Annotated in this window: 20 protein-coding genes and 1 pseudogene; 10 read left to right on the top strand and 11 right to left on the bottom strand. The window is 74.4% G+C overall.

The annotated features are described in order from the left end of the window. Window positions 1–53: 53 nt before the first annotated feature. Window positions 54–1,538 carry an FGGY-family carbohydrate kinase gene (locus BMX65_RS14620; RefSeq protein WP_075000711.1) on the top strand — a complete coding sequence of 495 codons (1,485 nt, stop codon included), beginning with the start codon at window positions 54–56 and terminating at the stop codon, window positions 1,536–1,538. 79 nt (window positions 1,539–1,617) lie between these two features. On the opposite strand, the gene BMX65_RS14615 is transcribed toward BMX65_RS14620, so the two are convergent. Then, entirely contained in the window at window positions 1,618–2,493 is an 876-nt protein-coding gene (locus BMX65_RS14615; protein ID WP_075000710.1) for an aminoglycoside phosphotransferase family protein, read from the bottom strand. Window positions 2,494–2,673: 180 nt separating this feature from the next. Here BMX65_RS14615 and BMX65_RS14610 point away from each other — a divergent pair, with 180 nt between their 5' ends. After that, window positions 2,674–3,513 carry a polysaccharide deacetylase family protein gene (locus BMX65_RS14610; protein WP_075000709.1) on the top strand — a complete coding sequence of 280 codons (840 nt, stop codon included), beginning with the start codon at window positions 2,674–2,676 and terminating at the stop codon, window positions 3,511–3,513. Window positions 3,514–3,584: 71 nt separating this feature from the next. Beyond that, window positions 3,585–4,115, top strand: a complete 531-nt coding sequence (locus BMX65_RS14605; RefSeq protein ID WP_075000708.1) for a lytic polysaccharide monooxygenase auxiliary activity family 9 protein — start codon at window positions 3,585–3,587, stop codon at window positions 4,113–4,115. Window positions 4,116–4,317: 202 nt separating this feature from the next. On the opposite strand, the gene BMX65_RS14600 is transcribed toward BMX65_RS14605, so the two are convergent. Further along, window positions 4,318–5,589: an MFS transporter gene (locus BMX65_RS14600; protein ID WP_075000707.1), complete on the bottom strand. Its 1,272-nt coding sequence runs from the start codon at window positions 5,587–5,589 to the stop codon at window positions 4,318–4,320. A gap of 99 nt (window positions 5,590–5,688) precedes the next feature. Between BMX65_RS14600 and BMX65_RS14595 the strand changes: the two genes are divergently transcribed. After that, window positions 5,689–6,774 (top strand): helix-turn-helix domain-containing protein, encoded by a 1,086-nt coding sequence (locus tag BMX65_RS14595; protein ID WP_075000706.1) that lies wholly within the window; start codon window positions 5,689–5,691, stop codon window positions 6,772–6,774. A gap of 722 nt (window positions 6,775–7,496) precedes the next feature. Then, window positions 7,497–8,399, top strand: a pseudogene (locus tag BMX65_RS14590) (MFS transporter); the annotation flags it as partial. Window positions 8,400–8,745: 346 nt separating this feature from the next. On the opposite strand, the gene BMX65_RS14585 reads toward BMX65_RS14590, so the two are convergent. Continuing rightward, on the bottom strand, window positions 8,746–9,906 hold the full coding sequence (locus tag BMX65_RS14585; protein ID WP_075000705.1) for a baeRF2 domain-containing protein: 1,161 nt from the start codon (window positions 9,904–9,906) through the stop codon (window positions 8,746–8,748). A 499-nt stretch (window positions 9,907–10,405) separates the two neighbouring features. Between BMX65_RS14585 and BMX65_RS14580 the strand changes: the two genes are divergently transcribed. From BMX65_RS14580 to BMX65_RS14570, 3 genes are all read left to right on the top strand, one after another. Further along, a complete protein-coding gene (locus BMX65_RS14580; protein WP_075000704.1) occupies window positions 10,406–11,197 on the top strand; it encodes an alpha/beta fold hydrolase in 792 nt (263 codons plus the stop codon). Window positions 11,198–11,332: 135 nt separating this feature from the next. Beyond that, entirely contained in the window at window positions 11,333–11,593 is a 261-nt protein-coding gene (locus tag BMX65_RS14575) for a hypothetical protein (protein WP_239502171.1), read from the top strand. A 210-nt stretch (window positions 11,594–11,803) separates the two neighbouring features. Beyond that, the gene (locus BMX65_RS14570; protein ID WP_075000702.1) at window positions 11,804–12,835 is read left to right on the top strand and encodes a glutathione S-transferase family protein; all 1,032 of its coding nucleotides are present in this window, start codon (window positions 11,804–11,806) and stop codon (window positions 12,833–12,835) included. A 45-nt stretch (window positions 12,836–12,880) separates the two neighbouring features. On the opposite strand, the gene BMX65_RS14565 is transcribed toward BMX65_RS14570, so the two are convergent. Continuing rightward, entirely contained in the window at window positions 12,881–13,435 is a 555-nt protein-coding gene (locus BMX65_RS14565; RefSeq protein WP_075000701.1) for a 2'-5' RNA ligase family protein, read from the bottom strand. Window positions 13,436–13,465: 30 nt separating this feature from the next. Further along, the gene (locus tag BMX65_RS14560) at window positions 13,466–13,834 is read right to left on the bottom strand and encodes a nuclear transport factor 2 family protein (RefSeq protein WP_075000700.1); all 369 of its coding nucleotides are present in this window, start codon (window positions 13,832–13,834) and stop codon (window positions 13,466–13,468) included. A 205-nt stretch (window positions 13,835–14,039) separates the two neighbouring features. Here BMX65_RS14560 and BMX65_RS14555 point away from each other — a divergent pair, with 205 nt between their 5' ends. Continuing rightward, window positions 14,040–15,506, top strand: coding sequence for a membrane-associated oxidoreductase (locus BMX65_RS14555; RefSeq protein WP_075000699.1), 1,467 nt, complete (start codon window positions 14,040–14,042; stop codon window positions 15,504–15,506). A 36-nt stretch (window positions 15,507–15,542) separates the two neighbouring features. Here the strand turns inward: BMX65_RS14555 and BMX65_RS14550 are convergent, their stop codons facing one another. Both BMX65_RS14550 and BMX65_RS14545 read right to left on the bottom strand, forming a co-directional pair. Continuing rightward, complete coding sequence (locus BMX65_RS14550; RefSeq protein WP_075000698.1) at window positions 15,543–16,934, bottom strand: NADP-dependent succinic semialdehyde dehydrogenase; 1,392 nt, start codon at window positions 16,932–16,934, stop codon at window positions 15,543–15,545. 45 nt (window positions 16,935–16,979) lie between these two features. Beyond that, complete coding sequence (locus BMX65_RS14545; protein WP_075000697.1) at window positions 16,980–17,174, bottom strand: hypothetical protein; 195 nt, start codon at window positions 17,172–17,174, stop codon at window positions 16,980–16,982. Window positions 17,175–17,982: 808 nt separating this feature from the next. Between BMX65_RS14545 and gdhA the strand changes: the two genes are divergently transcribed. Further along, window positions 17,983–19,335, top strand: a complete 1,353-nt coding sequence (gdhA, locus tag BMX65_RS14540) for an NADP-specific glutamate dehydrogenase (protein ID WP_079171894.1) — start codon at window positions 17,983–17,985, stop codon at window positions 19,333–19,335. 163 nt (window positions 19,336–19,498) lie between these two features. Here gdhA and BMX65_RS14535 read toward each other — a convergent pair whose 3' ends face one another. The 4 genes from BMX65_RS14535 to BMX65_RS14520 all read right to left on the bottom strand — a co-directional run bounded on the left by BMX65_RS14535 (window position 19,499) and on the right by BMX65_RS14520 (window position 23,286). After that, the gene (locus BMX65_RS14535) at window positions 19,499–20,881 is read right to left on the bottom strand and encodes a glutamate-cysteine ligase family protein (RefSeq protein WP_075000696.1); all 1,383 of its coding nucleotides are present in this window, start codon (window positions 20,879–20,881) and stop codon (window positions 19,499–19,501) included. A 178-nt stretch (window positions 20,882–21,059) separates the two neighbouring features. Then, window positions 21,060–21,620, bottom strand: coding sequence for a phosphatase PAP2 family protein (locus BMX65_RS14530; RefSeq protein WP_075000695.1), 561 nt, complete (start codon window positions 21,618–21,620; stop codon window positions 21,060–21,062). Between the two features lie 87 nt (window positions 21,621–21,707). Next, complete coding sequence (locus tag BMX65_RS14525; RefSeq protein ID WP_075000694.1) at window positions 21,708–22,613, bottom strand: 4Fe-4S domain-containing protein; 906 nt, start codon at window positions 22,611–22,613, stop codon at window positions 21,708–21,710. Between the two features lie 295 nt (window positions 22,614–22,908). Next, window positions 22,909–23,286 (bottom strand): metallophosphoesterase family protein, encoded by a 378-nt coding sequence (locus BMX65_RS14520; protein WP_075000693.1) that lies wholly within the window; start codon window positions 23,284–23,286, stop codon window positions 22,909–22,911. Window positions 23,287–23,555: the final 269 nt, after the last annotated feature.

Below are 23,555 nucleotides of genomic sequence, written 5' to 3'. Positions count from 1 at the left end.
CCGGGTCATCACACGGAGCGTGTGAAATTAACACCATGACTGAAGGGGATGCCATGCACAGCCCAGCCGCGTCCGGAGCCGCCGTCCCCGGTCCTCCGGCCGACCCGGTCGTCGCCGGGATCGACGTCGCCACCGCAGCCGTCCGGGTCGTCTGTGTGAACGCCCGCGGTGCCGTGCTCGCCGAGGGCCGCGCTGCGCTGCCGCGGCCCGTCCGGGACGGGAGCGGGCGCAGCGAGCAGGACGCCACCCGCTGGTGGCCCGCCGCGGCGGCGGCGCTGCGCCGGGCCACCGCCGCGCTGCCCGCGCGCGGCGCCGAGGTGTGCGCCGTCGCCGTCTCCGCCACCTCCGGAACCCTCGTGCTGGCGGACGCGGCGGGCCGGCCGCTGGGCCCGGCCCTGATGTACGACGACCGCCGGGCCGCGGAGCTCAACCGCGCGGCGCAGCGCAGCGGCGCAGCGCGCTGGCGGGCCCTCGGGCTCACGGTGGGGCCCACCGCGGCGCTGGGCCGCGTCGCCTGGTACGCGCGGCACGCGGCCGACTTCCCGGGTGCCGCGCGGGTGGTCCACACCCCCGAGCTGCTCGGCCGCCGCCTCACCGGGCAGCCGGTCGCCGCCGACTGGAGCCACGCGCTCAAGACCGGCTACGACCCGCGCACGGCCGAGTGGCCGGCGGAGGTCCTGGACGGGCTCGGCATCCCGGCGGACTGGCTGCCCCCGGTCCGGCCGCCGGGCTCCCGTGCCGGCACCGTCTGCGCCGCGGCGGCCGCCGAGACCGGGCTGCCCGCGGGCTGCGAGGTGCGGCTCGGGATGACCGACGGCTGCGCGGGGCAGCTCGCCACCGGCGCGGTGGCCCCCGGCCAGTTCGTCGGCGTCCTGGGCACCACCTACGTCCTCAAAGGGGTCACCCGCGAGCTGGTCACCGATCCGGCCGGCGCCTTCTACAGCCATCGGCACCCGGACGGCTGGTGGCTGCCCGGCGGCGCCGCCAGCACCGGGGGCGAGGCGCTGGCCCACCGCGCTGCCGCACACCTCCCGGGGCTCGACGAGGCGGCGGCCGCACGCGGCCCCGCCTCCTGCGTGAGCTATCCGCTGCGCCGCGAGGGCGAGCGCTTCCCGTTCGTGGCGGGGGCCGCACGGGGCTTCCTGCTGGGCACCCCCGCCGACGACGCCGACCGGCACCGTGCGGACCTGGAGGGGGTGGCCTTCCTCGAACGGCTCGCCCTGGAGCGGGTCAGGGCCCTGGGGGTGCCCGTCACGGCTCCGCTGTTCGCGGCGGGCGGGGGCAGTCGCAGCCCGCTGTGGAACCGGATCCGCGCCACCGTGCTGGGCCTGCCGCTCCAGGTGGCCGACCGCGCGGAGACCGCTTCCGGGGCCGCGCTGCTGGCCGCCGTCGGCACCCTGCACCCCTCGCTGGAGCAGGCGGCCGCGGCGATGACGGGAGAGGGGTATCTGATCGAGCCGGTCCCGGTGGAGAAGGCGGCCCTGGACGACTCCTACGCCTGGTTCGCCGAGGAGCTGGCTGCGCGCGGCTGGCGGTAGAGCCGGCCGTCGGCGGCAGGGGGCGGCGGGTCAGGGAACCGCGGCCGGCCGTGCGGTCCGGTCGCGCCCACTCCCGGAGTCAGAACGGATGCCAGCGGACCGCCGGGTCGGACGCGCGCAGTGAGGCCACCCTGCGCCGGAACTCGCTCAGGGCCGCGGGATTGCCCGGGGCGTGCTGGGAGACCCATGCGCAGCTCGCGGTCTCCCGCGCCCCGCGGAGTACCGCACACCCCTCCCATTCGCGTACGTCCCAGCCGTAGCCGGCGCAGAACGACTCGTACTCCGCGGCCGGCAGTCCGTACCGGTCGCGGCTGAGCGCCATCACGACCAGATCGTGTTCGCGCAGATCGGAGGAGAACGTCTCCAGGTCCACCAGCAGCGGCCCCTGCGGGGTGATGTGGACGTTGCGCGGCAGGGCGTCCCCGTGCAGCGGGCCGGGCGGCAGGTGGGGGACGAGTCCGGGCAGCGCGGCGAGGATGTCGTCCCGGCGCGCCCGCAGGAACGCCGCGTCCTCGCGCGGCACCGCGTCCCCGGCCAGCCGCAGCCAGCGCTCGATGCCGCCGAGCAGTTCCCGGGGCGGCAGCGCGAACGGAGGCTCGGGCAGCGCGTGGACGAGCCGCAGCAGCCCGGCCAGGTCCGCGGGCCCGGCCGGGCGCACCGCGGCGGGCAGCCGCTGCCAGAAGGTGACCGGATGCCCGCCGACCAGGCGGGCCTCGGGCTCCGCGGCGCGGACGGCGGGCACGCCCTCGCTCTCCAGCCAGGTGGCGACCCGCAACTCGTGTTCGGCGCGGGGCAGGAGCTGCGCGTCCCGGCCGACCCGTACGACGGTCCCGTCCAGTGCGAAGACGGCGTTCTCGCCGAGGGACAGCAGTTCCGCCGCACCGCCGGTGCCGTCGGTCGCGGCGGCCAGCACCTCCCGTGCCAGGTCCTCGGTGAATGCCACGCTGGTCGCCATCGCCTGTGCTCCCTGCTCTCGTCGGTCCTCCCCTCCAGGCTGTCAGGGTGCCCCGCGGGGCCGATGCGCAGCCCCGCGCCGAATGCGGCGTATCTCTCACCCCGCGGCTGCAACCACCGGCCCTCCGGAGTGGTCTGCCTGTATGACAAGCACGGTGAAAACGGGCAGTTGGGAGCAGAAGTGCACAGCAAGCGGGGCGGCAGGCCGGTGACCGCGGCGACGGCCGCCGCGGTGGGAACCGTGGCGGTCGGGCTGCTGACGGCGTTCGTCGGGACGGACGCGGGGGCGTCCGCCGCGGGCCGGCATCCGGGCTGGGAGCAGAGTGTGCGCGCCGCGCGCGCGGACCGGGACGCCGCCGCACCGGCGGAGAAGCGGTCCGGTGCCGGGCGGGCGAAGCCCAAGGCTCCTCCGCGGAAGGTCAGCCGGACGATCAGTCACCACACGGCGGACGGCGGGCGGGCGGTCTCGCTCACCCTGGACGACGGTCCGCACCCGGAGTGGACGCCCAAGACGCTGGATCTGCTGCGGCAGTACCACGTCAAGGCGACCTTCTGTCTGATAGGCCCGAACGCGGAGCGCCATCCCGGTCTCGTCAAGCGGATCGTCGCGGAGGGGCACCGGTTGTGCGACCACTCCGTCGACCACGACACGGGGATGGACCACAAGTCCGCCGACTACCAGAAGCGGCAGATACTCGACGCGAAACGCATGATCGACAAGGCGTCGGGCGGTGCGCCCGTGTACTACTACCGTGCGCCGGGCGGCGCCTTCACCCCCACCAGCCGGCGGGTGGCCGCCGAGCACGGGATGCGGCCGCTCGGCTGGATCGTCGATCCGGGGGACTGGCAGCTCCCGGGGACCGACGCGATAGTGCGGCACGCCAAGGAGCAGGTGGAGGACGGTGCGGTCATCCTCTTCCACGACGGCGGCGGTGACCGGTCCGAGACCTACCAGGCGCTGCGCCGGCTGCTGCCCTGGCTCAAGAGCCAGGGCTACGGCTTCAGTTTCCCGAAGGCTTGACCGTCCTCTGTCAGCCGCTAAAGTCTAGACCAATCCCCACAGTGTGCTCTCCCCCCACCGAAGGAGCTGAGATGCACCGAACATCGCGTACCAGAAGGAAGTTAGCGGCCCTGGCGGGTGCCGGCCTCGCCCCGGTCCTGGTCCTCGGCCTCACCGCGACCCCGGCCTCCGCGCACGGCTGGATCACCAACCCGGCCAGCAGGCAGGCCCAGTGCGCCAACGGCACCGTCTCCTGCGGCTCGATCAAGTGGGAGCCGCAGAGCGTCGAGGGCCCCAAGGGGCTCAAGGACTGCGCGGGCGGCAACGCGCGCTTCGCCGACCTGCGCGACGACAACAAGGGCTGGAAGGTCACCGACGTCGGCAGCTCGGCCACCTTCAACTGGAAGCTGACCGCCCGGCACCGCACGACCACCTGGCAGTACTTCATCGGCAACACCAAGATCGCCGAGTTCGACGACGGGGGAGCGCAGCCTCCGCAGTACGTCTCCCACCACGTCGGATTCCAGGGATTCACCGGCAAGCAGAAGGTGCTCGCGGTCTGGAACGTCGCGGACACGGCGAACGCCTTCTACGCCTGCGTCGACGTCAACATCGGCGGCTGACGCCTCCTTCCCCTCCCGGCCGGGCGGCTCCCCACCACCTCCGGCCGGGAGGTGTCCACCTCCGCCGGTCAGGGCCGGGGCGGTTCCGGCGGGCCGGGACCTGGGCGAGCAGCGCAGATGCGTCCCGGTGAACAGGGTGCCCCGCCGTCGATGCCGAGGGCCGATCCCCGGCACAGCAGGCCGGACGACGTCCGCCACGGCTTCACGCCGTCCCCTGGTGCGATCGCCGGGCTCGCGAGCCTGCCTCGGGCCGGCGGCGGTCCCCGGCCAGGCCCCTTCCCCGGTCCCGCTCGGCGGCGACTGCTCCAGAGGAGAGGAGCGTCGCGGCGGCGAGGCTGCCCCAGAGGGCGGCCGGGCCGTGGGGCGCGAGAGCGGTCAGGGCCGCGGGGGAGACGGCGAGGCCGAAACCCGTGGAGAGCTGGAAGCGGGCGAGGGCGCGCCCCAGGACATGCGCCGGGGCGAGGGCGGTGACGAGCGCCGTGGCGCTGCCCGCATAGACGATCTCGCCGAGGGTGCAGACCACGGACACCGCGGCGACGGCCGGGGCGCCCCAGTCGTGTCCCAGGGAGGTGGCCGCGAGGAAGCCGAGGTAGGACGCGGTGAGCACCACACCGGCGAGGGCCAGCACGGACCGGCGGGAAAAGCGGGACATCAGGACGGTGACCGGAACCTGCAGGGTGACCACCAGCACGGTGTTGGCCACGAAGATGCCTCCCGACCACATCGGAGAGGCGTGCATCTGCGTCACCAGGACAAGGGGGAGCGCGACCTCGGGGACGTTGAGGCAGAAGACGTAGATCACGTTGGCGGCCAGGAGCGCGCGCATCCGGGGTGCGGGCTCGTCGTCCCTGCCCGTGGCCGCGGCAGCCGCCGGATGAGCGTGTATGTGGACCGACCACGCCAGGGCCGCCGCCGCGAGGTAGGCGAGCCCGGTGACGGCTGCCAGCGCCTGCAACGCGGCGGTGCCGCCTGCCAGGCATGCGGTGGCCAGGAGTGCGCCGACGCCCAGACCGGCGTTGCGCAGAGCGCGGCCCCCCGCGAGGGCGGCGTCGCGTTCCCGGCCGCGGGCGACCGTGGCCACGAGGGCCGCGTGGGCGGCCGGCCATGCCTGGTTGCCGATGCCGAGGAAGAGCGCCGCCGCCGCGAACAGCCGGACGTGCCCGGCCGGAGCGGCCAGCAGCAGCGCCACGCCCAGCACCCGCACCAGCATCGACGCTGCCACGACCGTGCTGCGTGCACCCCGGTCCAGCCATCGGCCGACCGCGGGCATGCACACCAGACCCACGACGGCGCCGAGCGTCATGGCGATGCCGGTGGCCGGCGCGGAGAGTTTCAGCACGGACACCCCGTAGAGCAGCAGAAGGGGCCGGAGCAGGCCGGTGCCGAGCGCGTCCACGACCAGGGCGACGGCATAGCCGGGGCCTCCGGAGGCACGGACGAGGGCGCGGGGCTGGATCTTGACGGTGGTTGCCATGGCGTCAACGGTGCGTTCGGCCGCCGAGCCCGCCGTGCCGCTTGACGGACATCGTCAAGCGACACGCTCGTCAACCACCGGACCGGCGATGATGAGGGGATGACGTTGAGGATCGACATCGGCGGCCTGCCGTCCGGAGGACTGCGGTTCGCCGTCTCCCCGCTGGCGGAGCTGACCGCGATGCTGCACGTGCTGGCCGAACCCGCACATCATCCGCAGCTCGCCGGCTGGGCCGCGGACGTGTGGGCCGGGCTTCCGCCCGAGCTGGCCGAGCGGCTCAGGGAAGCGGGGTTCCTCTGGCGCTCCTCACGAGCCGACTTCCTGGTGCCCGCTCGTCCCCGGCCCACCCTCGCCGAGGAGCTGGACGATGTGGACCGGATCGACGACGAAACCTATGCGGCCGCCGCGCTCATCACCACGTGCGGCAGCAACCGGGTCCACTTCGCCGCGCCGTCGCCGCTCGCCGACGCCACGGCCCGTGAGCGGGCCCTGGCCCTCGCCCAGGCCCGCGGCGCGCTCCAGGAAGCCTTCGCCGAACGGCTGCTCGCGGACCCGGCCGCCGTGCGGGCACGGGTGCGCCAGACCCTCGAACAGTGCGCCGAGGCGTTCTTCGACGCAGCCTGGGAGAGTGTTGCCGCGCAGCTCGCCACGGACCTGCGGCTGAAGAAGGACCTGCTGCAGCGCCAGGGCATCGGGGCGGCACTCGCCTCGGTCTCCGGCGCCGTGACCCTGGCGCCGGACGGCGACTGCATCACCGTGGACAAGCTGCAGGACAACGCGACCACCGCCCGCGGTACCGGAGTCACCTTCCTCCCCAGCGTCTTCGGCCGACCGCACCTGGTGGTGATCCACGCACGCGGGTGGCAGCCGGTGGTGCAGTACCCCGTGGCCGAGGCGAGTCCGCCGGAGCCGGTGTCGCTGGAGACGGTCACGCTACGGCTGGAGGCACTCGCGCATCCGGTACGGCTGCGGCTGCTGCGCACCCTCGCCCGCGGCCCGCACACCACCGGTGAGCTGGCCCATGCCTGGGGACTCTCCCTCCCGGAGGTGTCCCGCCACCTCGCGGTCCTGCGCCGCGCGGACCTGCTCACGGCCCGGCGGCACGGTCGGCACGTCCGCTACACCCTCAACCTGACCGATCTGACGGTGCTGGGGGCCGACCTGCTGGCGGCCGTACTGCGCTGAACGTTCTGAACGTTCCGCTCCGCCGGACCGCCCGCCGCCCTCGCGGCATCGTCCGGCTCGGCAGGCGCCGGGCGTTCGGGGAATCGGTCAATAACGACGGCCGAGGCTTCCGCCGCCCCGGAAGCCCGGGGCGAAGCCCGCCCGGGCGCCACCAGGGCTCGGCGCCGGTTCGCGTCCCGATGTTCCCCGCCCCCGCGCGCCGCGCGGCCACCCCGCCGGGGCGGCCGCGGCCGTGACCCGGCCCTCTCACGAGTGCGGGATATCCGGCCGGTTCACCCCGACAATGCGATCCACTGCGATCCTTGCCGGTCGAATGCCGTCATCGGATGCCGCGTGTGATTCTTCCGCGCGTAACCGGAATTCCCGAGCCACAACCGCCGCTCCGGTCACCGGTAACTCTCCCTGCTCTTGGGGGAGTCGGCGAATGTCGTAGCGACACGCCGAATCACGCGTGTTGTGCGGACGGCTTCTTGAGTGCTGGGGCTCTCGACTGCCGTGATTCCAGGGCGAGTTCATCGAATTCCAGGAATCCTACTATGGGCAGCCTTATGCGGAAACCGTGTGCGCGAATCCGGTGATGCGGCACGCTTCCTTTCGAGGAACGGCCCGCCGAGGCGAGCCGGGCAGCACAACACCCCACTCCTGCAAGGAGGTCCCCGTTGCCCCTTGCCCTCCTGGCCCTGGCCATTGCAACGTTCGGTGCGGGCACGGCCGAGTTCGTGATGATAGGTCTGCTTCCCGAGGCTGCCTCCGACATGGGAGTGAGCATCTCCGAAGCCGGTGGTTACGTCTCCTTCTACTCGCTCGGTGTCGTGATCGGAGCACCACTTCTCACTGTCGTGGGTATGCGGGTCCAGCGTAAGACAATACTGCTCGCAATGACATGCATGTTCATCTTCGGGAACACAGCGTCAGCCCTTGTCCCCAGCCATGAACTGCTGCTGGCCGCGCGATTCACCGCAGGACTTCCGCACGGAGTGTTCTTCGGAATCGGAGCCGTCGTCGCGGCCGGGCTCGTCGCCCCCGAAAGACGCGGCAGAGCACTCTCCGTGGTGCTGGTCGGCGTACCGATGGCCAATATCGTCGGCTCGCCGCTGGGCACCCTGCTCGGGCAGACCGTCGGCTGGCGCTGGACGTTCATCGTGGTCGCCGGTATCGGCGTCCTCGCCTTCGTCTCCCTCGCTGCGCTGCTCCCCGTGCAGCGCGAGACCGGCAGGGGAACCGTGCGCGGCGGACTCGGCATATTCAAAAGACCGCAGGTGTGGCTCGCCTTCGCCGTGGTGGTGTTCGGCTTCGCCGGCACCTCCTCGTTCTACACCTACATCCAGCCGCTGGTGACCGAGGTCAGCGGCTACACCCCCAACGCGGCCACCGCGCTGCTGGCGCTGGCCGGAGCGGGGATGACCGTGGGCACCATGCTCGGCGGACGGCTCGCCGACCGCCCGGTGCGCACGATGTGCGGAGCGCTGCTCGCGCTCGCGCTCTCGCTGAGCATGTTCCTGGTGACGGCGCAGAACACCGTCCTGGTCGCCGTCAACGTGTTCCTCACCGGGATCGCGGGCATGGCCGCGATCCCCAGCGTCCAGGCGCGCATCCTCGACCACGGCAGAGAGGCGCCCGAACTCGGCTCCGCAAGCGTGCAGTCCGCCTTCAACATCGCCAACTCGCTGGGCGCCTCGCTCGGCGGTGTGGTCATCGCAGCCGGCTTCGGCCTCACCTCGCCGAGCTGGCTGGGCGCCCTCCTCGCCCTGGCGGGGGCCTGCTTCGGTCTGCTGTCCGGGTGGCTGGACCGCAGCTCCCGGCCGTGGGCGGTCGCCTCCTCGGCTCCTGCCTGGAAGAGCGTGAAAACGGAGGCGTTATGGGGCCGGGGCGTCCGCAGCGCCCCCGCACCCGCCCGTGAGCAGCAGCGCAGTGCCGCTGCCGGGCGCCGCGCCGGCGGTCCGGGCGCGCGGGTGCCCGGCCGGACAGCGGTCACTCCGCAGGGGTCTTCTCCTCGCGGGATCCGGGGGATGCGTGGGACCACCGCAGCAGCGCGCCCAGCCCGCCGACCGGAAGCTCCTCCCCGGGTGCGGCGAGCAGCACCTCCGCATCGGTCGCCAGCGCACTGCGCAGCAGCGCGTCGTCGGCCCGTGCGGAGGCGGGCTCGGGCGCCCCGAGATACGGCAGCTCGGAGCGCCGCACCGCCACCTGGTCCGCGCCGTCGCCGACCCACACCTCGGTGTCCCTGTCCGGCCCCCCGGGCCGCACGAGCAGCGTCGCCACCCGGTGCTCCCGTGCCGCCTCCACCAGCGACGGCACCGTCTCGGCCGTACCCGAGCCCGCGGGGGAGGGACCGGGCGCGTGCGCGGCCCGCAACGCGGCCAGCGCCTCGGCGGTGTGCCGTTCGGCGTACTCCGCGCGGGCCCGCGCCGTCTCCCGGTCCAGCAGCTCCGAGGAGGCGCCCGCCGCACGGCCGCCGTGCGAGGTCTCCACGGCCAGGGCCCGCAACCGCTCGGACAGCTTCTCGTGCACGGCACGCCGCTCCCGGGGTTCACCGCTGAGCACCAGCACATCGGCGGCCGTCTCCCGGAAGCGGCGTCCGATGGCCTCGGCGATCAGCCCGGCGTTGCTCTCCCAGGTGTTCTCCACCCGTAGCTGGAAGTGCTTCTCCGACAGCTCGCCGGTGGAATTGCGGTGAATGGGCCACTCCTCGCCGGTGGCCTGTCCCGCACTGCGCGTCCCCTGCGCGTCCACCAGTTCGAAGTCGGCCCCCGTTCGGTCGATGCGTGCGGTCAGGCAACGCGGATTCTCCCCCAGCAGCTCCGGCAGCGGTGCGAGATGCGGCAGCGTCGACCAGGCGACGTGCTGCCGTTCGGGCGCCACGGTGAGGGGCAGGTCCAGCACCAGGTCCCCGTCCGCGGCGAACACCGCGCTGCCCTGCGGCCGGGTACGCGGGGAGAGCGCGGCCAGGTGCTCGGTGACGGCGTCGGCGGTGGCGGAGTCGGCGCCCTGCCGCAGCAGCTCGTCCCCCGCGGCGCGGGCCGCCAGCCGCCGCTCGTCCCCGGCGTTCTCGGTGGCCCGCGCCGTGCTGGTGCAGACGGTGGCCCACGGCCCGTTCCGGTCGAGAAGAGGTGCGAGGGAATCGAGGCGCATGGTTCCTCCCTGGTGCTGGTGGGTGCGCTGCGATCGATGGTCCGCGGAAACCGGTGCCCGGAGGCGGCCGGAACCCTCCGCAGGACGGCCGGGTACCCCTGCCACCGGCAGCGACACAGCTCCCGCGCGTACCGGGCCGACAGCGCTCCGCGCCGGGCGGCCTCCCCGGGCCTCTCCCCGGGCCTCTCCCCGGGCGCCTCCCCGGGCGCCTGCCGGGCCCCTCCCCGGGCGCCTGTCGGGCGACTGCCGGGAGGCGCCCCCCGGGGGGCCGGCCGGCCGGCGTGGCGTGCCCGCCCGATGCCGCGCGGATCCCGCGGCCCGGCCCGGCGGGGGACGCGGCACCGCGCCGCACCCCCAGAGCTGCCTGCGCCTGCCGGAGCCCCCGTACCGCCCCCGCCGCCGCCCGACTGAGGAGGCCGCCGGGCCGCGTCCCGCCGCCCCCGGGCACCGGCTGCTGGTAGAAGTCTCAGCACACCACCGCAGCCAGGAAGGGCCCGCCATGACCGTGCGCTTCACCGTCTCGCCCGACGGCACCGTGATCGCCTTCGAGCAGTTCGGGGACGGCCCGCCCGTCGTCCTGACCGGTGGCGCGCTCAGCACCCGGCACGAGGGCCTGCCGCTCGCCCGCGAACTGGCCCGCCTCGGGCTGTCCGGGGTGGTCTACGACCGCCGGGGCAGAGGCGAGAGCGGCGACACCCCGCCCTATGCCCCGGTGCGGGAGGCCGAGGACCTGGCCGCCGTCCTCGGGGAACTCGGCGGGGGAGCGGCATGCGCCTTCGGCGTGTCGTCCGGCGCTCTGATCGCGCTCGGCGCGGCGGCGCGCACCGGAGCGGCACCTGGCCGGCTCGTGCTCTTCGAACCGCCCTTCACCGGCGCCGTGGGACAGCCCCAGGATCCGGCGCGCGCGGCCCGGCTCGCCGAGCTCCTCGACCGGAAGCAGCGCGCGGAGGCGGTCGCGTACTTCCTGGGGGAGATCATCGGGCTGCCACCGGAGTCCGTGGAGGGCGCCCGCCGCTCCCCGGCCTGGGACGGGCTGACGAGGATCGCCCATACGCTCTGCTACGACACCACGCTGCTGGGCGACGCCACCCTCCCGGTCGGCCTCCTGACCGCTGTGCGGATCCCCGCGCTCGTGCTCTCCAGCGACGCCAGCACACGGCTGCTCCAGGACGCCGCCCGGGCGGCGGCGGAGGCCCTGCCCCGCGGTGAGCACCGGACGGTGCCCGGTGCCTTCCACCAGGCTCCCGCCGAGGCGCTGGCGCCGGTGGTGCGGGACTTCCTCGCCGCCTGACCCGGTGGGCGGGGCCGGGCCGCGTCCGCCGCGTTAAGAGTTGCCCATGGCTTCCCCAACTCCGCCATGACCGGCTCCTGTCGGGGGAAGCCACTGGCTGAGCGGGGGCGAGCGACTCGGGGGTGCGGGATGGACATGACGGCGGCGAACGGCGGCCGGCGGTGCGCGGCGGCGGACCAGGCGGATCCGACACCGTGCGAGGGCAGGCACACGGTGGTGACCGTCATCGACCGCAACGGAGCGCAGCACACCGGCTGCATCCACCACACGGCCCGGCTGCTGGCCAGTCTCGAAGGCGCCCGGCTGCATCCGTCCGCGGCCGTGCTCCCCTTCGCGTGCGAGGTCTACTGCCGGGCCGACCAACTCCTGCCCTTCCCCTGGCAGCTCGGCCGCTGAGGAGGGCGCCGACGGCCGTCGCCGGCACGCCGCCGCGCGCGGCGGGTACCGCGAGCTCCTCGGGGCACGGAGGCCCCGGCCGGGTGGCCCGTACCCTGCTCCGCACCGCTTCCTCACGCGTCGGTACTCGGCAACGGGACCGCCGGGGTGATGGGATGCGCTCGGAGGGCCGGGGACTCCGCTGCCCCGGACTGCGGGAAGGAGACCGGGATGAGTACCGCTGCGGTCGGCGGCGACGCCGGGAACACCGAGTACGGCCGGAAGGCGTTCAAGAGGTCCAGGAGCCACTTCGCCGACCGGATCACAGCCGACGGGAGGGACGGCTGGCCCGTCGAGGCCGGCCGATACCGGCTCGTGGTCAGCCGTGCGTGTCCATGGGCCAGCCGGGCACTGGTCTCGCGCCGGCTGCTGGGCCTGGAGAGCGCGTTGTCGCTGGCCGTCGCCGACCCGATCCAGGACGACCGGAGCTGGCGCTTCACCCTCGACCCCGACGGCCGCGACCCGGTGCTCGGCATCCGCTTCCTGCACGAGGCGTACGACAAGCGGGAGACGGGCTACCCGGGCGGCGTCAGCGTCCCGGCCGTGGTGGACGTGCCCAGCGGCAAGCTGGTCACCAACGACTTCCAGCAGCTCACGCTCGACCTGGCCACCGAGTGGCGCGGGCTGCACCGGCCGGGCGCGCCCGACCTCTACCCGCAGGCGCGGCGTGCGGAGATCGACGAGGTGGCCCAGGGGATCTACCGGGACGTCAACAACGGCGTGTACCGGGCCGGGTTCGCCACCACGCAGCAGGACTACGACACCGCCTACGGGGACGTCTTCCGCCGCCTGGACCTGCTCTCGGAGCGGCTGCGGGACCAGCGCTACCTGGTCGGCGACACCCTCACCGAGGCGGACATCAGACTGTTCACCACGCTGGTGCGGTTCGACGCCGTCTACCACGGCCACTTCAAGTGCAACCGCAACAAACTGGAGCAGGATCCGGTGCTGTGGGCGTACGTGCGGGACCTGTACCAGACGCCCGGCTTCGGCGACACCGTCGACTTCGACCACATCAAGCGGCACTACTACGTCGTCCACACCGGCATCAACCCCACCTCGATCGTGCCCGCGGGGCCGGATCTGTCCGGCTGGCTGACCCCGCACCGCCGCGAGCAGCTCGGCGGCCGTCCCTTCGGGGACGGCACCCCGCCGGGTCCCGTGCCGGAGGGGGAGGAGATCCCGGCGGACCACCGGCCCTGAGGGGGCCGCACCGGGGGGGCGCACCGGGGGCCGTGCCGGGGCGGCTCAGCCGCCCAGCGGGAAGCCGAGCCAGGGACGCCAGCGGCCCTCCTCGTGGACGACCAGCTCGACGCGGCTCACCCGCGCGGTCACCGGAAGCCGGGCGGTCAGGTGCGCCGCGATCCGCCGGTGCACCCCGGGGCCGCCGCTGTTGGCGACCGTCAGATGCGGCTCCACCGCGCCCAGAACACCGCCGTAGGGCGGATGCGAGGGCCAGCGGGCAGCCGCCGCCGCGGTCAGCGCGCGCAGCGGGGCAGCCGGTTCGGGCACCAGGTGCAGCACGCCGGGGAAGGACCCGCAGCGGCCGAAGGCGACCGTGAAGGGCCGGTGCCGGGCGTACAGCGCCGTCAGTGCCGCCCGCTGGGGGCCGCGTATCCGGTCGCGGTGCAGAAAGGGGAACAGCACCGTCAGATGTGCTGTTCCCCCGTACCGCGCGGCGGTGTCGTAGCGGGCCCGCCAGCCGCGTACCAGTGGATCCACTTCCGGCAGCAGAACGCTCAGCGCCGTCGTACCGGCCGCGACGGGCCAGCCCTCGCCGGAGTCCGGCGTCCCCGTGTCCATCCGGGCACGGTAGCCCGCCGCCGGGGGCGGTCAGGCGCCGGGCACCCGGTCCAGGAAGCCCTTGACCGAGGCGATCCGGCCGTCGTCGGCCAGCGTGAGCACATCGGAGCCCGCCGCGGGAGCCAAGCCGTCGGCCGTGACGACCAGCTCCCAGGAGAACCGGGCGATGTCATGGTGGCCGTCGACCGCGCCGGTCAGCCGGAACGCGCAGCCGGGGAACTGCTCCTGCGCGGCCCGGATCGTCGCGGTCAGCTCCTGGTGGCCGGTGGCCTGCGCCAGCGGGTCGGTGTAGCTGCCCTCCTCGGTCCACGCCGCGGCCACGGCCTTGGCCAGGCTCGCCGCGTCCGGTGCGTTCCAGGCGGCGAAGTAGCGCTCCACAGCAGCTTCGTAGGTGTTCATGGTCCATCGTCCCCTCGTTGTGTGCCGCCGCCGGTGTGCTCCGGCGGGGCGATGTCATGACTGTGCCCCGGCGCCGGGCACCCGGTCGATTACGCGCGGAGTAATGCGGGTTGCTGCGGCGGGTACCGCGGTCGCGGTGACGGCCGGACTCCGTGGCGCCGGAACGCGGTTGACGGACTCCCGGTGTGCGGGAAGAGTCCCCTGCGTGGAGATCGACGAACTGACGGGGCCGGAGCGGCGGGTGTGGGAGGCGTTTCCCCGGGGGCGGACCGTGGATCTCTTCGCGGCCGCCGAGCGGTCGGTACGGGCCCGGGTACTGCGGGCCCTGCTGCTGACCTCACCCGCCGAGGACGGGGAGATCCCCGCACTGCGGCTGCGCGGTGCCCGGATCACCGGCGAGTTCAATCTGCACTCCGGGGCGGTCAGGGCCCCGGTGTCGCTGCGGGAGTGTGTGTTCGAGGAGACGCCGGTGCTCTACGGCGCCGAGTTCCGGCAGCTCTCCCTGAGCGGCTGCCGGATGCCGGGGCTGTGGGCGGCGACGCTGCGGGTGGCCGGTGCGCTGCGGCTCAACGACTGCAGAGTTCCGGGGTCGGTGGGCCTGTCCGGAGCGCGGGTCGGGGGAGCCCTCTTCCTGGACCGCGCGGAGCTGGGCACCCGGGCCACCGCCGGGGAGCCCGAAGCGGCGGCGGCCGAGCGCGAGGGCGGCAGCCTCAAGCTGGACCACGCCACCATCGGCGAGGACTTGCAGGCCACGCGGCTGACGGTGCACGGCCGGACCCGCCTGGACGGGCTGACGGTGGCCGGACTCGTCCGGCTCGACGGCGCCCGGCTGCTGTACCCCGGCGGCGGCAACACCGCGCTCCATGCCGAGACCCTCACGGTCGGTACCGATCTGCACGCCATGCGGCTGCACGCCGAGGGCCGGGTCAATCTGCGCGGGGCGACCGTGCCGGGGCAGCTCAATCTCGCCTACGCCCGGCTCTCCAACCCGGGCGGGGTCGCGCTGCGGGCCAGCAGCTGCACGGCGGCCGAGTTCTGGCTCCGCGACGCGCCGCCCGTCCAGGGCACCGTCAACCTGCGCCGCGCGCGGTTCGAGCTGCTCCACATACGTCCCGAGGTGTGGCCCGCGGAGGTGCAGTTGGACGGGCTGACCTACACCGCGCTCACCCCCGTCCTCCCGGCGGCCGACCGGCTCCGGGTGCTCGCCCGCGAGGCGGACGGCTATGTGCCCTTCGCCTATGAGCAGTTGGCCACCGCCTACCGGCACATCGGGGACGACGCGGCGGCGCGCACCGTGCGGCTCGCCAAGGAGCGCCGCCACCGGGCCACCCGACCGCTCTACGGCCGGCTGTGGGGCCATCTGCAGGACGCGACCGTCGGCTACGGCTTCCGACCCATGCGGGCGGCCGGGTGGCTGGTCGGCCTGTTGCTGGTGGGCGCGCTCACCTACGGGCTGCATCCGCCGCGTCCGCTCAAGGCGGACGAGTCGCCCGCGTTCAACCCCCTCGCCTACGCACTCGACCTGCTGCTGCCCGTCGTCGACTTCGGGCAGGAGAAGTCCTACGCGCCCGAGGGCGGATACCAGTGGCTGGCCTACCTGCTGATCGTCGCGGGCTGGGTGCTGGCCACGACGTTCGTGACCGGCGTCAACCGCGCGGTGACGCGGAACTGAGGGTGCCCCGGTGCCTGGCCGGACGCGCGCTCCGGGTCAGGCACCGCGCCAGACGGTCGTCGCGTTGCAGAACTCGCGGATGCCGTGCCCGGCCAGCTCCCGGCCGTAGCCGGAGCGCTTCACCCCGCCGAAGGGCAGTGCCGGATGCGAGGCGGTCATCCCGTTGAAGAAGACCCCGCCCGCCTCCAGGTCCTGGACGAAGCGGTCCGCCTCGCACTCGTCCCGCGTCCACACATTCGAACTGAGCCCGAACGGTGTGTCGTTGGCGAGCGTCACCGCCTCCTCCGCATCCGCCACCCGATAGAGCGTGGCCACCGGGCCGAACGCCTCCTCGCGGTGGATGCGCATCTGTGCGGTGACGCCGGTGAGCACGGTCGGCTCGTAGTAGAAGCCCCGCTCCAGCCCCTGCGGCCGACGGCCCCCGCACAGCGCCTGCGCTCCCTGGGCCAGCGCGTCGGTGACCAGCTCCTCCAGGTCCTCGCGGCCCTGGGCGCCGGAGAGCGGGCCGACATCCGTGCCCGGCTCCATGGGATCGCCCACGGTCAGGCCCAGCATGCCCGCCGTGAACCGCTCCGCGAACGCGTCGAACACGTCAGTGTGGACGAGGAAGCGCTTGGCGGCGATGCACGACTGCCCGTTGTTCTGCACCCGCGCGGTCACCGCGGTGCGCGCGGCGGCCTCGACGTCGGCCGACGGCATCACGACGAAGGGGTCGCTGCCGCCGAGTTCGAGAACGGTCTTCTTGATCTCGTCGCCCGCCACCGAGGCGACCGCACGCCCCGCGCCCTCGCTGCCCGTCAGCGTCGCCGCGACCACCCGCGGGTCGCGCAGCACCGCCTCGACGGCGCCCGAGGACACCAGCAACGTCTGGAAGCAGCCGGGCGCGAAGCCCGCCCGGTGGAAGAGGTCGCCCAGGTAGAGCGCGGTCTGCGGCACGTTCGAGGCATGCTTGAGCAGCCCGACGTTGCCCGCCATCAGCGCGGGCGCCGCGAACCTGACGACCTGCCAGAGGGGGAAGTTCCACGGCATCACGGCCAGCACCGGCCCCAGCGGCCGGTAGCGCACCTCGGCCCGCTCCGCGCCGGAGTCGGCCACGTCCTCGGGGGCCGGGTACTCGGGAGCCAGCAGCTCCTCGGCGTTCCGGGCGTACCAGCGCATCGCCTTGACGCACTTGGCGGCCTCGGCGCGGGCGGCGGCCAGCGGCTTGCCCATCTCCGTCGTCATGACGCGGGCGACACCGTCCGCCTCCCGCTCCAGCAGGTCCGCGGCGGCGTTCAACAGCCGGGCCCGCTCCTCGAACGTGGTGGTGCGGTAGCCGCGGAAGGCGGCTTCCGCGTCCGCGAGGCGCTGCTCCACCTCGTCGGCGGAGAGCGGATCGAACGTCTTGACGGTCGTGCCGTCAGCGGGGTTCACCGTGGCGATAGGCATGGCCACCTCCCAGCGGTGGCCCGGCGGGGCCGGGCGGCGGGATCGTCAGGGCTCCGTCGCCGGAGGCACGTCCTCGGGGTCGTAGTCCTCGACCCCGGTCTCGACCCGTTCCCGCTCCGTACGCCGGGCCAGCGCCTCGTCGTCCGGCTTCTCCGGCATTCCGCCGTGCGTCCGGCGCTCCTCGGGTCCGCGGATCTGATCGGGCTCGCCGCCCTGCTGGTCCGGTCGGCGTTTGGACATCTGCCGCTCCTCGCCTCGAACAGGTGTATTCAGGACACCCCCATTCCAGGGAACACCTTTCCGGCGGGTCGCACCAAGCGGAGCCGCCGGGCACCCTCCCGGTGCCCGGCCGGCCACGTTCGGTGGCCGGTGGGGGGGGGCGGCCGGTGGCGGCCCGTGGTGGCCGACGGCGGGCGCGGACGGGGGCACGCGGACGCCCGCTGCGCGGTAGGCCGGGTCCGCGCGCTGCCGGGCCCGCCGTCTCCGCCCCGCGCGGGGCCCGCGCGGACCCGCGCACAAGGGTGCCGCTCCGCGGTCCGTGTCCCCGCGCCGGCGGAGTGCGGCTACGGGCCCTCGCGCAGCCCGGAGCGGACGCCCGCCCTCCGCGACGGTCCGACCTGCGTCCGGCGCACCGGGACGGTCCGGGTACGTGTCCTGGCGCCGCTGCGGTACCGCCGGAACGGGCAGCGCCGGACGCGTCCGCCGCCGCTTCCGGTACGGCCGTCTCCCCGCCCGCCGGGAGGACGGTCCGCGGGCGCGCGCCGCCGGATCCCCCACTCGTCCGTGACCTGGGCGGCCACCGGACGCCCGCCGCCGGCTCGCGCCGGGCCGGGCCGCCCGCGCGCGATTGGCGCCGCACGTACGCGAGTTCGACCGGGGGTGAGCCGGCCGCGCGGCGGCCCGCTCCCGGGCGTACCCGGGTCAGCCCGGATCGTCCGGCCGCCCGCGAGAGTGTTTCTCGCCACTCACGAGCCTGACTCGTGGCGGCCGAACGTACCCTCGTGACCAGCCTGCCCCGGAGGGCCGGGCGGCCGTGCGAGCGACGAGGATGATGTCCGTGGATGCCAGCAGCCGTGTCGAAGCGGTGTACGCCGAGGTTCTGCGCCGGAACCCCGGAGAGCCCGAGTTCCACCAGGCCGTGCGGGAGGTGCTGCACAGCCTGGAGCCGGTGCTGCGCAAGTGCCCCCAGTACGCGGACGCGAACCTGGTGGAGCGGCTGGTCGAGCCCGAGCGGCAGGTCATCTTCCGGGTGCCGTGGACGGACGACGCGGGCGAGGTGCACGTCAACCGCGGCTACCGGGTCCAGTTCAGCAGCGCGCTGGGCCCCTACAAGGGCGGACTGCGCTTCGTGCCGCAGCTCTCGCTGGGCACCGTGAAGTTCCTCGCCTTCGAGCAGATCTTCAAGAACGCGCTGACCGGACTGGGCATCGGCGCGGGCAAGGGCGGCGCCGACTTCGACCCCAAGGGCCGCAGCGACGCGGAGGTCATGCGCTTCTGCCAGTCCTTCATGACGGAGCTGCACCGCCACCTCGGGGAGCACACCGACGTGCCCGCGGGCGACATCAACGTCGGCGCCCGCGAAATCGGCTACCTGTTCGGCCAGTACAAGCGGTTGGCCAACCGCTACGAGGCCGGAGTGCTCACCGGCAAGGGCATCGGCTGGGGCGGCTCCCACGCCCGCACCGAGGCCACCGGATACGGCACTGTCCACTTCGTCCAGGAGATGCTCGGCACCCGCGGCGAGGAGCTGGACGGGCTCCGGGTCGTCCTCTCCGGCTCCGGCAACGTCTCCCTCTTCGCCGTCGAGAAGGCCCAGGCCCTCGGCGCGCAGGTCGTGGCCTGCTCCGACTCCTCCGGGTACGTGGTGGACGAGGCGGGACTGGACCTCGACCTGCTCAAGGAGATCAAGCTGGAGCGCCGCGGCCGGCTGGACACCTACGCCGAGGCGCGCGCCGGGGCCCGGTTCAGCAGCCGCGGCTCGGTCTACGACGTGCCCTGCGATGTCGCCCTGCCGTGCGCCACGCAGAACGAACTCCGCGAGGAGCACGCTCTCGGCCTCGTCAAGAACGGGGTCAAGGTGGTGGCCGAGGGCGCCAACATGCCCTGCACCCCCGACGCGGTGGCGGTGCTGCGCGAGGCGGGCGTCCGCTACGGTCCGGGCAAGGCTGCCAACGCGGGCGGCGTGGCCACCTCCGCGCTGGAGATGCGGCAGAACGCCGCCCGCGAGTCCTGGACGTTCTCGGAGGCCGAGGCACGGCTCGCCGTGGTGATGCGGGGGATCCACGCCGACTGCGTCACCGCTGCGGAGGAGTTCGGCACCCCCGACGACTATGTGCTGGGCGCCAACGCCGCGGGGTTCCTCCGGGTGGCCGAGGCGATGCGCGACCAGGGCGTGGTGTAGCGGCCGGTGTCCCGTCCCGGGCCGGTCCCGTCCGCGGGCTCTGCCCGGGCCCGGACCGGCCCCGGCGTCCGCGGCTCCGGCGTCCACGGCACCGCCGTGCGGGGCGGAGTCCCCGCCGCCTCCGCGCTCCGGGACGGCCCCTCCCGTGCGGGCCGGGCGGAGCTCACCCGGGGATGCGGTGCCGCGCGATGTGGCGTGCCGGGAACGTGGCCGGATCCTCGCGCAGCCGGTCGAGAGTGCGCTGCGCGAACGTGACCCCGGTGGCGGCGACCTCCTGGAGCGGAGCCAGGAACTCCAGGGCTTCCGGGCGTTCGGCGCCCGCGGCGATCCGTGCCCGCAGACCGGTCTCGCTCAGCCGCAGCAACTCGCCCGCCACCTCCCGCACCGGACGGCCCGCCAGTCGGGCGGCCGGCCCGCGGCGGGCGATGTCGCGGACCGCCGCGCGGTGCTCCGCCGCACCGATCCCGCGCAGCAGTTCCCAGGCCGCAGCCCGGGACGGCGGGTGGTAGCACAGCCCGGTCCAGAACGCGGGCGCCGCGCAGAGTGCTCCGAAGGGCGGGCCGTCCACCGCGCGCAACTCCAGCGTCTCGCGCAGCCGTACGTCCGAGAAGATCTGCGACAGGTGGGCCCGCCAGTCCTCGGGTCCCGGCCGGCTGCCGTCCCCGAAGCCCTTCCGCAGCAGCGTGCCGAACGCTTCCGGCGGAGCCGCGCACCGGCCGCCGTCCGGCGCCGAACGGTGGATCATCGGAAGGCCCAGTGCCCAGTCGATGAACGCCTCCACGTCCACGTCCTCGCGCAGCAGCGTCGGGACGACCCCGGTGCGGGCCGGATCGGTCCGGCTGAGGTAGTCCATCCGCCGCGACAGCCACCCGCACGGCCGGCCCGCCTCCAGCGGCGCGTTGACGAACAGGGCCGCCGCCGGAGTGGAGGCGGCCGAGAGCACCCGCAGCTTCTCCGCGAGGTCCCCCGGCCCGCCGTAGTCGAGTGACACCTGCGTCGAGAGGGCCAGCGACATCACCTGCACCCCGGCGGAACCCGGCGGACCCAGCCCCTCGAAGTGGCCCCGCATCGCCGGGGTCCGCGAGTGCGGCACCCAGGGGACCTCGCCGGGTGCGGTGAACGGATACTGCGCCCCGGGCACCAGCGCGAAGCCGAACCGTCCGGCCGCAGCGGCCAGTCCGCGCAGGGCCCGGTCCGTCACCCCGGCGAGTTCGGCGACACAGGAGCACGGCGGGGAGGAGTACTCGACCGCGCCCCCGTGCTCCAGCGACACCGAGCCGCCTTCCGGCAGCCGCACCCCGACCAGCGCCGTGCGGTCGTACTGGGGCACCGCTCCGGGCCGGCCGGCGGCCAGCTCCTCCAGCAGGGCACGCACCCCACCCGGCCCGGCGTACGGCACCGCGCGGCCGCTGGCGGGATCCAGCGCGGCGGCCTCCACCTCGATCCCGACCAGTCCGCGACCGGCCGTGCCCGCGCCGGTCTGCTGCGCGAAGACCGCCCGCAGCTCCGCTCGGGAGAGGGACGGCGGGACGGGGGCGGGAGCCATGACGCACCTCGAAGCGGATCGTTCCGAATCGGTCCGGGACGGGGGAAACGGAACCATCCCGCCGTCCCGTGCGCCGAGTACCCCGGCGCACGGCTGCAACAGGTGACCCCTTCGGCCCACGTCCGCGCCGCCCGGTACCGGCGCTGTCCTGCGGCTCCGCGCCCGGCGTCCGCCCGTCTCAGATGAGCCAGGCGCCCGCGGTGACCGCGCCGCATGCGGCGCCCGCGGCCGTCTGCGCCACCGTGTGGTACTCCAGCGCGATCCGGGACCAGCACACCGCCACCACCAGCGGGCAGGCCAGCAGCCACCAGGGGGAGTGCACCACGGCCGCCATCGCCACCACCGACGCGGCCACCGCCGAGTCCACGCTGATCTTCCAGACGGTGTTCACGGCCAGCAGGCACACCGTCATCGCCCACAGTGCCACCATCGCCACCAGGATGTCGCGGGGGGCACGTCCCAGCACCATCACCAGCGCGCCCAGTCCCACCGAGCCGAGGATCACCACGAAGATCGGCAGCCGCTGGGTACGGTCCACCACGTGCCGGTCGCCCCAGGTGCCCCGCCTGCGCTCCCACTCGATGTAGGAGGCCGGGACGAGGCCCGCACACAGTGCGGCGAACAGCCCCCAGGGCGCGCCCGTCCAGTTCCCCGCGGCGGCTGTCCCCAGTCCGGTCAGTCCCACCAGCAGCGCGTTGCGGGGCTGGAGGACATCGGTGACCAGGCGTGCGGCTCTCACGGCGCGGCTCCTCGCGGGACAGGGGTGCCGCAGCAGGCGCGGCGGGCGCCACCACCGTAGCGGGGCGCCCGGACAGCGGCCCGGGCGCTACCACCGTACGGCGGTGAAGTCGACGGGCCGGGGCCGCAGCGTGGCCGCGCGCTCCGCCAACCGCCGCAGGCGCAGCCCCATCTCCTCCGGGGGCAGCCGCTTGCGCCCGCCGTGTCCGGGCAGCAGCCACGTGAAGCGCAGCTCGCCCGCCACCGAGGCCAGCGAGGCGGCGAGTTCCTCGATGGAGTACCAGGTGACGCTCTGCGCGACCTCCAGGTCCTCCAGGGTCCGCGCCCAGTAGAAGCTGTCCCCGCTGAAGCAGTAGTCCTCGTCGGCCAGGTACAGGACGCTGCCGCGGGTGTGGCCCGGCAGCGGTACGGCCACGACACCCTCGCCGATCTCGGTGGGCGCCCGGCCGCGCAGCACCCGGTCGGCGTCCGGGGCCGCGTCCAGGTCTCCCTCGTGGATCCACAGCCGGGCGTCGAGCCGGTCGGCCCAGCGCCGGCCGTGCGCCGCGTGGTCCCGGTGGGTGAGCAGCACGTCGGTGATGTGGCGCTCTGCCGTCCAGCGGCGGGCGAGCGGCTCGCTGAAGCGTGGGGTGTCGACCATCATCCAGTTCCCCGAGGGGCGCGGCAGCAGATAGGAGTTGGCGCCCGCGGTACGCGGCGAGTTGTGTCCGCACAGCAGTACGTTCTCGTCCAGCGGCAGCGGGAACGGGTCGGGTGCCGCCGGGTCGAGCCGGCCGCCCGGCGGGCGGATCGACCGGGTGTGGCAGGCCAGCGCCGCGGCGCGCAGCTCCGCGGTCTCGGCCGGGTTCTCCGGCTGCCGGACGATCTCGGAGCGGCCCTCTCCGGCGCGGACGAGCGCGGGTGCGAGCTGGCGGGCGACGTCGCAGTCGGTGCAGCGCTCGTCGATGTACCAGCCGGTGCGCCCGGCGTGCCCGGCTTCGGCTGTGGTCTCCATGGGAACTCCCTCCTGGATGCGCGCACGCCGGGTGCGGCGCGCGCCCGTGCGTGCCGCGGGTTCCGGCACGCCTCCAGCACACCCCGCAGCCGGGCGGAGCGAAAGGGCGCACCTTCGGCCTCCGCCCGGCTGCGGCGGCTGCGCGCCGCTGTCCGAACCGTTGTCCGCGCCGTTGTCCCGGTCGGGGTTCGGCCGCGCGGAGCGCTAGCGCCAGGTGATGCGGTCCGCCTTGGGCGGCCGGATCGGTTCCTCGGGTGTCGAGTGCTTCTTGAGGTAGTCCGTGAACGCGGCCAGGTCACGGGTGACGGACGTGCGCTCCGTGCCGTCCTTGAGCACGCTGACGCCGTTGCCGCCCTGCGAGAGGAAGTCGTCGACCGACGACCATCCGCTGCAGTTCCTCCGGCCCCTCGTCGAACTCGTGATTGCCGACGGAACTGACGTCCAGGCCCAGCGTCTCCAGGGCCTCGACGGTCGGCTCGTCGTGGAAGGCCGCCGAGAGCAGCGGACTGCCGCCGATCATGTCCCCGGCGGCCACGGTCAGCGAGTCGGCGTCCCCGGCGTCGGTACGCGCCCGGTCCAGCAGCGTGGCGAGCCGCGGGACGCCCCCGGCCTGCACGCGCTCCGGTTCGCCGTCCGGACCGCGGCGGTGGACGGCTCCCGCGGGGCCCGGCACGGCGTCGAGGTTGCCGTGCAGGTCGTTGACGGCGAGGAGTTGGACGGGTGTCGTCCGGCCGGGGCCGGACGCGGGTGCCGGGGCGGCTGCCGACAGGCCGGGAACGAGCAGCAGGGCAGTGCTCGCCCCTGCCGGCGCGAGCCGGCGCCGGGCGCCGCGGGAATCCGGGCGGGCTCGGGGGCGCTGTGTACTCCGAGCACGGGGTGCCTTTCACACGGGCGGACAGGTCCGGACGGCGGGCTTGCGCCCCGCCACCCGGACCGATCAAA

It is taken from the genome of Streptomyces qinglanensis, assembly GCF_900111245.1.
In the GTDB taxonomy this organism is placed as follows: domain Bacteria; phylum Actinomycetota; class Actinomycetes; order Streptomycetales; family Streptomycetaceae; genus Streptomyces; species Streptomyces qinglanensis.
Note: the sequence above shows the minus strand (reverse complement) of the source record. Positions and strands in the feature narration are given on the sequence as shown.